Source organism: Fuscibacter oryzae (genome assembly GCF_016765795.1).
GTDB lineage: Bacteria > Pseudomonadota > Alphaproteobacteria > Rhodobacterales > Rhodobacteraceae > Fuscibacter > Fuscibacter oryzae.
In genome coordinates, this window is sequence record NZ_JAESVP010000003.1 from 107,097 (window position 1) to 119,480 (window position 12,384).

At 64.3% G+C, this 12,384-nt stretch carries 11 protein-coding genes; 8 read left to right on the forward strand and 3 right to left on the reverse strand.

The window, feature by feature from the left end:
• Positions 1-38: 38 nt before the first annotated feature.
• The 4 genes from JI744_RS06470 to JI744_RS06485 are packed head-to-tail and all read left to right on the forward strand — an operon-like array spanning position 39 to position 4,709.
• Positions 39-1,004 (forward strand): efflux RND transporter periplasmic adaptor subunit, encoded by a 966-nt coding sequence (locus tag JI744_RS06470; protein ID WP_202658893.1) that lies wholly within the window; start codon positions 39-41, stop codon positions 1,002-1,004.
• Positions 997-4,155, forward strand: coding sequence for an efflux RND transporter permease subunit (locus JI744_RS06475; protein WP_202658894.1), 3,159 nt, complete (start codon positions 997-999; stop codon positions 4,153-4,155). Before JI744_RS06470 ends, JI744_RS06475 begins: the two co-directional genes overlap by 8 nt.
• A gap of 24 nt (positions 4,156-4,179) precedes the next feature.
• Complete coding sequence (locus JI744_RS06480) at positions 4,180-4,383, forward strand: YgaP family membrane protein (RefSeq protein WP_202658895.1); 204 nt, start codon at positions 4,180-4,182, stop codon at positions 4,381-4,383.
• On the forward strand, positions 4,380-4,709 hold the full coding sequence (locus JI744_RS06485; RefSeq protein WP_236019301.1) for an ArsR/SmtB family transcription factor: 330 nt from the start codon (positions 4,380-4,382) through the stop codon (positions 4,707-4,709). The genes JI744_RS06480 and JI744_RS06485 overlap by 4 nt, the downstream gene beginning before the upstream one ends.
• 73 nt (positions 4,710-4,782) lie before the next feature.
• On the opposite strand, the gene JI744_RS06490 is transcribed toward JI744_RS06485, so the two are convergent.
• From JI744_RS06490 to JI744_RS06500, 3 genes are all read right to left on the reverse strand, one after another.
• The gene (locus tag JI744_RS06490; RefSeq protein ID WP_202658896.1) at positions 4,783-5,811 is read right to left on the reverse strand and encodes a GlxA family transcriptional regulator; all 1,029 of its coding nucleotides are present in this window, start codon (positions 5,809-5,811) and stop codon (positions 4,783-4,785) included.
• Between the two features lie 72 nt (positions 5,812-5,883).
• Positions 5,884-7,602 carry a methionine--tRNA ligase gene (metG, locus tag JI744_RS06495; RefSeq protein ID WP_202658897.1) on the reverse strand — a complete coding sequence of 573 codons (1,719 nt, stop codon included), beginning with the start codon at positions 7,600-7,602 and terminating at the stop codon, positions 5,884-5,886.
• A gap of 67 nt (positions 7,603-7,669) precedes the next feature.
• Positions 7,670-8,422 (reverse strand): SDR family NAD(P)-dependent oxidoreductase, encoded by a 753-nt coding sequence (locus JI744_RS06500; RefSeq protein ID WP_202658898.1) that lies wholly within the window; start codon positions 8,420-8,422, stop codon positions 7,670-7,672.
• A gap of 139 nt (positions 8,423-8,561) precedes the next feature.
• Between JI744_RS06500 and JI744_RS06505 the strand changes: the two genes are divergently transcribed.
• The 4 genes from JI744_RS06505 (at position 8,562) to pdxR (ending at position 12,340) form a co-directional block, all read left to right on the forward strand.
• Complete coding sequence (locus JI744_RS06505; protein ID WP_202658899.1) at positions 8,562-9,599, forward strand: aldo/keto reductase; 1,038 nt, start codon at positions 8,562-8,564, stop codon at positions 9,597-9,599.
• A 63-nt stretch (positions 9,600-9,662) separates the two neighbouring features.
• A complete protein-coding gene (locus tag JI744_RS06510; RefSeq protein ID WP_202658900.1) occupies positions 9,663-10,223 on the forward strand; it encodes a hypothetical protein in 561 nt (186 codons plus the stop codon).
• 38 nt (positions 10,224-10,261) lie between these two features.
• Entirely contained in the window at positions 10,262-10,717 is a 456-nt protein-coding gene (locus JI744_RS06515) for a lipocalin family protein (RefSeq protein ID WP_202658901.1), read from the forward strand.
• A 156-nt stretch (positions 10,718-10,873) separates the two neighbouring features.
• On the forward strand, positions 10,874-12,340 hold the full coding sequence (gene pdxR / locus JI744_RS06520) for a MocR-like pyridoxine biosynthesis transcription factor PdxR (RefSeq protein ID WP_202658902.1): 1,467 nt from the start codon (positions 10,874-10,876) through the stop codon (positions 12,338-12,340).
• The last annotated feature ends 44 nt before the right edge of the window (positions 12,341-12,384 follow it).

The window sequence follows — 12,384 nt, forward strand, 5'->3', positions numbered from 1 at the left end:
GTGAAAATATATCTGTCAGACAACAGAGGAGCGACACCATGTGCAAACCCGTCCTGACCGCCATTTGCCTTGCTCTGGTCACCCCAGCCTTTGCCGACGCTCCGGCGCCAGTCAAACAGGTGCAGCTGACGGAGTGGAAAGCGGTTTACGGCACGGTTGAGGCGCGGCTGCGGGTGCCTGCGCGCGCACGGATTGGCGGCACGATCACCGAACTGGCGGTGACCGAGGGTGATGTGGTGGCCGAAGGGCAGGTTCTGGCCCGGATCGTCGATGAAAAACTGGGGTTCCAGCTTTCCGCGCTGGAGGCGCAAAAGACGGCGGCTGAGGCGCAGCTTGCCAATGCCCAAGCCGAATTGACGCGCGGGCAAGAGCTGCTGAAGCAGGGCGTCACCACGGTGCAGCGGCTGGATGCGCTGCGCACACAGGTCGATGTGGTGACAGGCCAGATCGCCGCGCTGGAGGCGCAGGCCCGCGTGATAGCTCAAAGCGAGGCCGAGGGTGCGGTGCTGGCCCCGGCGGCGGGTCGGGTGCTGGAGGTGCCGGTGGCAAAAGGCGCGGTGGTGATGCCGGGCGAACCCGTGGCAACGCTGGCGGCGGGCGGCACCTTTTTGCGCATCGCGGTGCCCGAGCGCCATGCCGCCAACCTGCACCAAGGCGATACCATCGAAATTGAGGGCGCCGAGGGCCGTCTGGCCAAGGTTTACCCGCTGATCTCGGGCGGGCGGGTGACGGCGGATGTCGAGGTGGCGGACCTATCTGATCGCTTCATTGACGCCCGCGTGCTGGTGCGCCTGCCGGTGGGGCAGCGCCCCGCGCTGGTGGTGCCGGAAGGAGAGATTGCCTCGCAATCGGGGCTGGATTTCGTTCAGGTCGAGGGAGCGGAAGGCCCGGTGGCCCGCGTGGTGGTGCCCGGCCAGCATCAGGTGATCGACGGGCAAAAGATGGTCGAAATCCTGTCCGGCCTTACAGCGACCGACCGGGTGCTTGGGGGCGGCAATGAGTGAGCGCCTTGGCCTTGCCGGGCGGTTGACGCGGGCCTTCATCGCCTCGTCGCTGACGCCCCTGTTCATCCTTGCCGCCATTGCCGCCGGTCTGGTTGCCCTTGGCGCCCTGCCGCGCGAGGAGGAGCCGCAGATTTCCGTGCCCATGGTGGACATCCATGTGCAAGCCTCCGGCCTGAAGGCCGAGGATGCGGTGAAGCTGGTGACCGAGCCGCTGGAGGTGCTGGTCAAGGGCATCAACGGGGTCGAACACGTCTATTCCCAGACCCGCGATGACAGCGTTCTGGTCATGGCGCGGTTTCAGGTCGGCACCCGGTCCGAGGATGCCATCCTGCGCGTGCATGACAAGATCCGCGCCAATATGGACCGGATTCCGGTGGGCATTCCCGAACCGCTGATCGTCGGGCGCGGCATTGACGATGTGGCGATCCTGTCGGTCACCCTGTCGGCAAAGCCGGGGCAGGCGGTGCAGGCCAATGACCTGACCCGCATTGCCCGCGCCGTTCAGGCCGAGGTGACAAAGGCCGACAACATCGGCCTGACCTATCTGGTGGGCGAGGCGACCGAGGCCATCCGCATCGCGCCAGACCCCGACCGGCTGGCCCTTTATGGCGTGACGCTGCAACAGCTTGCGGGCAAGGTGGCACAGGCCAACCGCACGCTGAACGCGGGCAAGCTGCGCGATGGCGGGGAGGAGGTGGACCTTGTGGCAGGCACCACCCTGACCGCCCCGGCTGAGGTGGCGAACCTGCTGATCACCACGCGCGAAGGGCACCCGGTCTATGTCGCCGATGTAGCCGATGTCAGCTTTGTGCCCGATACCTCGGACCATATCGTGGCGAACCTGACGCGGGAGGCGGATGGCACGATTATGCGCAGCCCCGCCGTCACGCTGGCCGTCGCCAAGCGGGCAGGGGCCAATGCCGTGGTGGTGGCCGAAGACGCGCTGCACAGGATCAAGGCGCTGGAGGGCCGGGTGATCCCGGATTCGGTGCAAGTGACCGTGACCCGCGACTATGGCGAGACGGCCAATGAAAAGGCCAACGAGCTGCTGTTCCACCTTGGCCTTGCCACCGTGTCGATCATCGCGCTGGTCTTTGTCGCCATCGGCTGGCGCGAGGCGGTGGTGGTGGCCATCGTCATTCCGGTGACGATCCTGCTGACGCTTTTTGCCGCCTGGATCATGGGTTACACGCTGAACCGGGTCAGCCTGTTCGCGCTGATCTTTTCCATCGGTATCCTTGTCGATGACGCCATCGTGGTGATTGAAAACATCGCTCGACACTGGGGCATGGGCGATGCCCGCCCCCGCGCGCAGGCGGCGGTGGATGCGGTGGCCGAGGTGGGCAACCCCACCATCGTCGCCACGCTGACCGTGGTGGCGGCGCTGCTGCCGATGCTGTTCGTTTCCGGCCTGATGGGCCCCTATATGTCGCCCATTCCGGCCAATGCCAGTGCGGCGATGGTATTCTCGTTCTTTGTCGCCGTCATAATCACCCCTTGGCTGATGGTGAAAATCGCGGGCCGTGCGCGGCTGGCGCACCATTCCGGTCACGGCTGGATGGAGCGGGTCTATATGGCCGCCGCCCGGCCCATTCTGGCCACGAAACGCCGCAGCCTGATGTTTCTGCTGGTCACGGCGGCGCTGTCTTTCGGCTCTCTCGGCCTGCTTTACACCAAGCATGTCACGGTCAAACTGCTGCCCTTTGACAACAAATCCGAACTTGCCGTGATGATCGACCTGCCCGAAGGGGCGGCAACCGAGACGACCGACGCCCTTGTGCAGGATGTGGCGCGGGTGGCGCTGGGCCTGCCCGAGGTGACCTCGGCCCAAACCCATGCGGGCACGGCGGCCCCCTTCAACTTCAACGGCCTCGTGCGCCATTATTACCTGCGGCAGGAACCGCATCTGGGTGAGGTGGCGATCAACCTTGCCCCCAAAGCCGACCGCAGCCGCACCAGCCATGCCATCGCGCTGGACCTGCGCCAGCGGCTGGCCGCGCTGGCCCTGCCCGCAGGCACCGCGCTGAAGGTGGTCGAACCGCCGCCCGGCCCCCCGGTGATCTCGACCCTGCTGGCTGAAGTTTATGGCCCCGACGCCGAAACCCGCCGCAAGGCTGCCGCGCAGGTCGAAACCGCGTTCCGCGCGGTGCCCTTCCTTGTCGATGTCGATAACAGCTATGGCACCCAACCCCGCCGGCTGCGCGCGACGATCTCGCCCGATGACCTCGATTTTTACTGTGTGCAGGAACAGGACGTGTTTGACACCATCGCTGCGCTGAACGGCGGGCAGACGGTCGGCTATTCGCACCGGGGGCAGGGGCGTTATCCGATCCCGCTGGTCTTGCAGCGTGCCACGGGCGACAGGGTGATGGATGAACGCTTTCTGTCTACCCCCATCCCGGCCAACAGCCTGCCCGGCGGGCGCGATGTGGTCGAGCTGGGCGATGTGGTAAGGATCACTACTGAAAATGCCTCTTACCCGATCTTCCGCCACAATGGCCGCGCCGCCGAGATGGTAACTGCGGAACTCGCGGGCGATTACGAGGCACCGCTTTACGGGATGCTGGCGGTCGGTAACGTGCTGAAGGATCAGCCTGACGCGCCGCAAATCGCGCTGCATGGCCAGCCCGACGACGAAACCCGCACCACGCTGCTGTGGGATGGCGAGTGGGAGGTGACATGGGTCACCTTCCGCGACATGGGGGCCGCCTTTGGCGTGGCTCTCTTGGGCATCTATATCCTCGTGGTTGCGCAATTTGGCTCGTTCCGCCTGCCCTTGGTCATCCTGACGCCGGTGCCGCTGACCTTCCTTGGCATCATGCTGGGCCACTGGCTGTTCGGCGCGCCCTTTTCGGCCACCTCGATGATCGGCTTCATCGCGCTGGCGGGGATCATTGTGCGAAATTCGATCCTGCTGGTGGATTTCATCCGCAGCGAAGGGGCGGTGACGGTCGAAAGCCTGATCCACGCAGGCACCATCCGCTTCAAGCCGATCTTCCTGACCGCCGTGGCCGCCATGATCGGCGCGGTGGTGATCCTGGCTGACCCGATCTTTCAGGGTCTCGCCATCTCTCTGCTGTTCGGCCTTCTCACCTCGACCGCGCTGACGGTGGTGGTGATCCCTGCCATCTACCGGGTGTTTCGCACCTGACCATTGTCAAAAAGGAGACATGACATGACTATCGACCGTTCCGTTCTGCTGTTTGCCGGGTGCATGGTGCTTTTGTCCGTCGTGCTGACGACTTATGTATCCGGGTACTTTGTCTGGCTCACGGTGTTTATCGGTGCAAACCTGATCCAGTCGTCGTTCACAGGGTTCTGCCCGGCAGCCAAGGTATTCAAGGCGCTGGGCGCGAAAGAGGGATGCGCGTTCCGATGACGGAAATCATCATGTCAGACGGGTTCGATCCCCTTGGTTCGGACAGTGCGGCGGCAGAACGGGCGGTGGCCTTCCTGAAAACGCTGTCCCATGCTGGCCGCCTTCAGATTCTGTGCCACCTGATCGAGCGTGACATGAACGTGACCGAACTTTGCGCCGCCCTGAACGAAAGTCAGGCAACCATCTCGCAGCAACTGATGCGCCTGCGGGCCGAGGGGTTTGTGCAGACCGAACGGCAGGGCAAGAATGTCATCTACCGCCTTGTGCAGTCCGAAGTCACCCCGGTGATCTCGGCGCTGCGCGAGGCGTTCTGCAAGAAGGGCTGATAGCCGCCCGCGGCTTTCATCTGTTCATAAATATCCCACGGGGGGTGGGGGGAGGTGCCCCCAGATACAGACATCAGCCGCCCGGCGCCCCGGTCAGCCCGAAATGCGAGAATCGATAGGGCGACACCCCGTATTTCTTGCGGAACGATTTCGAGAAATGCGAGGTCGAGGCATAGCCACAGGCCACCGCCACCTCGGTCACTTTCAGATCGGTCTCGGCCAGCAGTGCCCGCCCCCGCGCCAGCCGCAGGTCGTTCATATAGCGCACCGGCGTTGTGTCGAGATAGCGGTGGAACAGCCGTTCGATCTGGCGGCGCGACAGGTCCAGGTGATCGGCGCAGGCATCCAGATCGAACTCTTCCTCGATCCGCGCCTCCAGAAATTCGGCCGCTTGCAACAGCTTGTCGTGGCGCGTGCCAAGGCGGGCGGCCAGCGACGTGGTCTGCTGGTCCTTGTCATCGCGGCGCTGGGTCAGAAGGCACATGTTCATGACCTCCTGGCTGACTTTCGCGCCAAAACGGTCGTGGATGATCTTGAGCATCAGGTCAGCCGCCGCCACGCCGCCCGCACAGGTCATCACCCGGTCTTCGATGGTAAAGACCTGACGTGCCGGGGGCAGGTCTGGGTAACTTTCTGTAAAACCTTCGATATTTTCCCAATGCAGGGTAAAGCGGCGCCCTTTCAGGATGCCCGCCTTGGCCAGCGTATAGGCCCCGGTACACAGCCCGCCCACAATGCGACCGCGCCGCCACAGCCCGCGCAGCCAATCGGCCAGCGCCGGGCTGCCCTTGGTTTCCGGCTCTACCCCGGAACAGACGAAAATCAGGCCATCGGGCTGTGTGCCTAGCCAACTGCCATCGGCGATCACCTGCAACCCGTTTGAACAGGCCATCGGCTTGCCATCTTCGGTCAGCACCTGCCAGCGGAACAACTCTTGCCCGGTCAACTGGTTGGCCATGCGCAACGGCTCTATCGCCGACGAAAACGCCAGCATGGTAAAGCCAGGCAGCAGCACAAAGGTGACAGGCACCTGCTCTGCACCTGGCGCCAGCACGACATGCGCCACGCCCTTTGATACATATCTGCGGCTTGCCTCAGCCATAAGCGTCCCCCGCAGAAATCTCTGGCGCAGAAACGCCCGCAGCAAGCATAGCCGAAACTTCAGTTCTGCGCATCAGGTCCGAACACCGGCGAAACGGGCCTGCCAGTCGGCACGTTCCTCATCCGTGATCTTGCGGAACAGGTTTTCCGGCACGGTAAAGGCATGACCCGCAGGCAGGGCGGTCATGGCGGCGGCAACGTCGGTGGGCCAGGTCCAGTCGTCCGAGTCGATGGCCGCCATCATGGTCGCAGCCGCATCGGGAATGAACGGGGCCGACAGGATGGCATAGACCCGGATCAGATTGAGACTGAGCCGGATCATCGCCTGCGCGCGCTCCGGGTCGGTTTTCACCACCGTCCAGGGGGCGGCGGCTTGCAAATATTCGTTGCCGATCACCCATATCGCCCGCAACTCGGCGCTGGCTTTGCGCACCTCCATCGCCTGCATGCAGGCTGCGTAATCCGTTATGCGGGTGCCCAGTTCTTCGATCAGGCGATGTTCCTGTTCGCTGAAGGCACCGCCAGCGGGCACTTCGGCCCCGAATTTCGACACGCAGAACTTGGTGACACGGCTGACAAGATTGCCCAGCACATCGGCCAGATCCTTGTTCACGCTTGCCTGGAAATTCTCCCATGTGAACTCGCTGTCGCTGGATTCCGGCGCGTGGGACAAAAGCCACCAGCGCCAGTAGTCCGACGGCAGGATCGACAAAGCCTGATCCATGAACACCCCGCGACCGCGCGAGGTGCTGAACTGGCCGCCGTCATAGTTCAGATAGTTGAAGGATTTCAGGTAATCGACCAGCTTCCACGGCTCGCCCGAGCCCAGAATGGTGGCGGGGAACGACAGGGTATGGAAGGGTACGTTGTCCTTGCCCATGAACTGGTAATAGGTCACGTCATGCGCGCCCTTGTCGGTGCGCCACCAGCGTTCCCAGTCGGCATCGGCCTTGCCATTCGCATCGGCCCATTCGGCGGTGCCAGCGATATATTCGATGGGGGCATCGAACCAGACGTAGAAAACCTTGCCCTCCATGCCCGGCCAGGGCTGATCGCCCTTCATCACCGGGATGCCCCAGTGCAAGTCGCGGGTGATGCCGCGGTCTTGCAGCCCGTCGCCGTCGTTCAGCCATTTCTTGGCGATCGAGGTGGTCAGGATCGGCCAGTCGGTTTTCGAGTCGATCCACGCCTCCAGCTTGTCCTTCAGGGCGCGCTGCATCAGGTAAAGGTGCTTGGTTTCCCGCACCTCCAGATTGGTGCTGCCGGAAATGGTGGAATGCGGGTTGATCAGGTCGGTCGGGTCCAACTGCTTGGTGCAGTTGTCGCATTGGTCGCCGCGCGCGGAATCGTACCCGCAATTGGGGCAGGTGCCCTCGATATAGCGGTCGGGCAGGAAGCGGTTGTCGTCGATGGAAAAGATCATCTTCTCCGACACTTCGCGGATCAGGCCGTTGTCGGCCAGCTTGCCTGCGAAATGCTGGGTCAGCACATGGTTGCGCTGGCTGGACGACCGCCCGAAATGGTCGAACGACAGGCGAAAGCCCTTGGCAAGCTCGGCCTGAACCTTGTGCATCTCGGCGCAATATTCGGCCACCGGCTGGCCTGCCTTGGCGGCGGCCAGTTCGGCGGGGGTGCCGTGTTCGTCGGTGGCGCAGATGAACATCACCTCATGCCCCATCGCGCGGTTGAACCGGGCGAACAGGTCGGCTGGCAGTTGCGAACCCACAAGGTTCCCAAGATGCTTGATGCCGTTGATATAGGGAATGGCGGAGGTGATCAGAATCCGTGCCATGAGGTGCCCTTTTCCTTAGGTCGGGCGCTGTTTAGCGCCCGCCGTGCAAAAGGGCCAGAGGTTTGACCTATTTCGCCGTATAGCCCCCATCAACAAGGTGATAGCTGCCGGTGATGAAACTGGCGTGATCCGAGAGCAGGAACAGCGTCAGCGCGGCGACTTCTTCGGCCTTGCCCATCCGGCCCGCCGGGTGCTGCGAAATCAGCCAGTCGCGGGCGGCTTTGTCAAAACCTGCAAGCAGCGGCGTATCGATGAAGGCGGGGCCAACGGCATTCACCCGAATGCCTTGCGTCGCATATTCCATCGCTGCGTTCTTAGTCAGGCCCACGACCGCGTGTTTGGCTGCCACATAGGCGGGCGCCCCGCCAAAACCAACCGATCCAAGGATCGATGCCATGTTCACAATCGCCCCGCCGCCCGATTTCAGCATGGCCGGAATGCCAAAGCGCAGCCCGTAGAACACCCCGTTCAGGTTGATGCCGATAACCTGCGCCCAACCGTCGAGTGGATAATCCCCGGTGGGCGCTGAAGGCCCGTCGATGCCGGCGTTATTCACCAACAGGTGCAACCCGCCGCCCCAGGCCACCGTGTCAGCCACCATCGCCTCTACCGCCGTCGCATCGGCCACATCGCCTGCCAGCGCCCTGGCCTCGCCACCTTTGGCGACGATGCGGGCCACGACGGTTTGGGCTTTGTCCAGCGAAATATCCTGCACCGCGACCTTTGCCCCCGATTTGGCCAGCGCAACCGCAACCGCCTCGCCGATGCCCGACCCCGCGCCGGTGACAAGCGCAGTCTGGCCTTTGAAGGTGATATCCATCGTCGTCTCCTTTGCTTCGATTTAGGAATCCTACCCGGATTCGAGGCTGGTTTCGTTGATCTGGCGCAGTTGGCACTTGATTCCCGGCTTGCCTTGGCCGTGCCGCGAGTTAGCTTGCCCCCTGTTGATGGAGGGCAGGATGAAAACCATTTCCTTGGGGCGGACCGGGCTGAACGTGCCAGAGATCTGTCTGGGCACCATGACCTGGGGCAGCCAGAATACCGAGGCCGAGGGCCATGCCCAGATGGATATGGCCGTGGACCATGGCGCCACCTTCTGGGACACGGCAGAGATGTATCCGGTCAATCCGGTGCGGGCCGAAACCGTAGGCAAGACTGAAGAAATCATCGGCTCTTGGCTGGCGGCGCGGGGCGGGCGTGACCGGCTGGTCATCGCCACCAAGGTGGCCGGCGTGGGGCAGATGGTGCGGCCCGGCCAGCCGATTTCGGGCGCAACCCTGCGCGCGGCGGCTGAAAGCTCGTTGCAACGGCTGGGCACCGATTACATCGACATCTACCAACTGCACTGGCCCAACCGGGGCAGCTATCACTTCCGTCAGCACTGGGATTACAAACCCACCAGCGACCGCGCCGGAACCGAGGCAGAAATGCTGGACATTCTGGGCGAGGCGGCGCGCCTGATCGGCGAAGGCAAGATACGCCACATCGCCCTGTCGAATGAAAGCGTCTGGGGGGCGGCGAAATGGTTGTCGCTGGCCGACCGGCACGGCCTGCCGCGTATGGCGACGGTGCAGAACGAATATTCGCTGCTGTGCCGCCAGTTCGATACCGACTGGGCAGAGCTTGCCACGATGGAAGAGATGCCGCTGCTGGCATTCTCTCCACTGGCGACGGGGCTTTTGTCGGGCAAATATGCGGGCGATGTCACGCCAGAAGGCTCTCGTCGCAGTCTTAATCACACTCTGTCGGGCCGGATCACGCCCCGGGTGTTTCCCGCCGTTGCCGCCTATCTGGGGGTGGCCGCGCGCCATGGGCTTGACCCCTGCCAGATGGCGATTGCCTGGTGCCGGACGCGGCCTTTCCCCTGCATTCCGATCATCGGGGCGACCAGTCTGGCGCAGTTGCAGACCGCCCTTGGCGCGGCAGAGATCACCCTGTCGGCAGAGGTTCTGGCCGAGATCGAGGCGGTGCATCGCGACTGGCCGATGCCATACTGACGCCCGGGCTTGCGGCGGTCGGGCGGACCTGATTCACTGACCCGCAAGGCAAGGGGGCATGCGATGCGGTATCTGGTTCTGGCGGTGGCCATTGTACTGTCGGCCTGCACGATGGGTCTGGGCGGCAAGGGTGGCAAGGCGGTGGCCGCCAACCCTATCACGGGTGGCGATGTGACGGTTACCGCGCTGTCGGGGCCACCCGGCGCGGCAACTGCGGGTGCAGCACCCGTCGCCGCAACAAAGCCGCCGCTGCCAAACCCGGCGCGGCCACATCCGGCCCCTGCGGCGGCCGATACGGCACAGGCAAAGCCCGCCGCTTCCCCCGCGAAACCTGCTGACGCCGCCGCACCTGTTGCCGAAGAGCCGAAACCGGAGCCGCCGCCGTCCTCTCCCGAAGAGGCCGCCTGCCGCAAGAAGGGCGGGCAATGGGCCAAGGTTGGCAAGGGCGCCGGGCAGACCTGCGTGCAGCGCACGCGCGATGCGGGCAAAGAGTGCAAGAAGGCCTCGCAATGCGAAGGGCTGTGCCTTGCGCGGTCTGGCACCTGCGCGCCAATTGCCCCCTTGTTCGGCTGCAATGAAATTCTGCAAAACGACGGATCAAGGGTGACATTGTGCATCGACTAAGAGGGAATAGGCTGGGGCTTGCGGCCTGTCTGGTGTTGATGGCCTGTTCTGCGCCGACGTTGCCGCCGCAACAGGGCGGCTACCGCAAGGCGGGGGCACCGATCTATTCTTCGGTGCAGGTTGAAAGCGCGCGGCTGGCCGGGGATTGGCGGCAGGTTGCCGCATTCGGGCCAGCGGGCTGTGCACCGGGCGGGGTGACGATTTCCGGCAAGGGCACCTTGCAGGCCAGCTATCGGCTGTGCCTGTCGGGGCGCGACATGAAGGGCGGTGGCGCGATGCAGCCCGCCGGGCCGGGGCGCTTTGTCGTCGGTGGTCGGGCGTGGTGGGTGCTGTGGGCCGATGCCGATTACCGCACGCTGGTGATCGGCACGCCCGACGGCAGCTTTGGCTTCATTCTGGACCGCACGGGCAGTATTTCGCCCGACCGGCTGAAGGCCGCGCGCGAGATTTTGGAATGGAACGGCTATGACCTGTCGCGGCTGGCGGTGTTTTAGGCTGATGCGTGCAGGCACGCACCCTACGGGATAGGGACAGCCGTAGAACCAAGTCGCAAGGTGCGTGATTTCACGCACCTTTCCGCGCCATTCCCCTTGACCAACCGCCGCTTTCTGCCCTCATAAGTCCAGCCCTTCCTGCGATTTGAGGCCAGAATGTCGATCCCTGCCGAAGCCTTTGTTCTGCCGCCTGCCGGGCGGGGCAGCCTGCAACAGCGCATCCGGCAGATGGTGACCGAGGGCATTCTGGCGGGCCGCTTCCGCCCCGGCCAGCGGATGCCATCATCGCGCGGTCTGGCCGAGCATCTGGGCATCAGCCGGATCACGGTCACGCTGTCTTATGCCGAGCTGGTCTCCTCTGACTACCTTACTGCGCGGGGGCGGTCGGGCTATTTCGTGTCGGAAAACGCACCCCGCGCGCCCGATATGCCCGCCCGTGGCCCGCGCGCCGAAAGCCCCGATGTCGCCCGCCTGCTGGCGGGCCGCGTGCTGGCGGCGGGGCAGGTGGACCGGCCCGCGGATTGGGAGGCCTATCCCTATTCCTTCATCTATGGCCAGGCGGATGCCACGCTGTTTGACCATCAGAACTGGCGCCTTTGTGCGGTGCGGGCACTGGGGCGGCGCGATTTTGCCACCCTGACGCAGGATTACTATGACCGCGACGACCCCCTGCTGATCGAGCATGTCTTGCGGTCCATCCTGCCCCGGCGCGGGATTGCGGCGGAACCGGACGAGGTGCTGCTGACCCTTGGCGCGCAGAACGGGCTGTGGCTGGCCTCTCAGGTGCTGCTGGGGCCGGGGCGGCGGGCGGCGGTGGAAAACCCCTGCTATTCGGGCCTGCGCGGGGTGCTGGCGGCGACGGGGACCGAGATTCTGCCGGTGGATGTCGATGCCGACGGCCTGCCGCCCGAGGCGGTGCCAAAGGGGGTGGATGCGGTTTTCACCACCGCCAGCCACCAATGCCCGACCAACGCCACCATGCCGCTGGAGCGGCGTCTGGCCCTCTTGGAGGCGGCGGGGCGCGAGGGGTTCGTGATCGTCGAGGATGATTACGAGTTCGAGATGTCGTTCCTGAAACCTGTCTCTCCGGCGCTGAAAAGCCTCGATAGCGACGGACGGGTGATCTATGCCGGGTCGTTTTCCAAGTCGGTGTTTCCGGGGATGCGGCTGGGCTATCTGGTTGGACCGGCAAGCTTTATCCGCGCCGCCCGCGCGCTGCGGCTGACCACGCTGCGCCACCCGCCGGGGCATATTCAGCGCACTGTCGCCTATTTCCTGTCCCTTGGCCATTATGATGCGCTGATCAACCGGATGCGCACCGCCTATCGCCGCCGCCGTCAGGCGATGGAAGAGGCGATCCGCGACAACGGGTTGGTCGTCGCTGGGCAGGGTGGCTTTGGCGGTTCGTCTTTCTGGATGCGGGCACCTGCAACGGTGAACACCGAGGTGCTGGCCGAGCGTCTGCGCGCCGAGGGCGTGCTGATCGAGCCGGGGCGGGTGTTCTTTGATCCCGAAAGTGCGCCGCGAAACTATTACCGGCTGGCCTATTCCTCGACCCCGCCGGTGCGGATACCCGAAGGGATTGCCCGGATCGCGCGGGCGATAAGGCAGGGGGCGGGCTAGCGGCAATCGCCGGGGCGCTGCCCCGGACCCCGAAGTATTTCTGC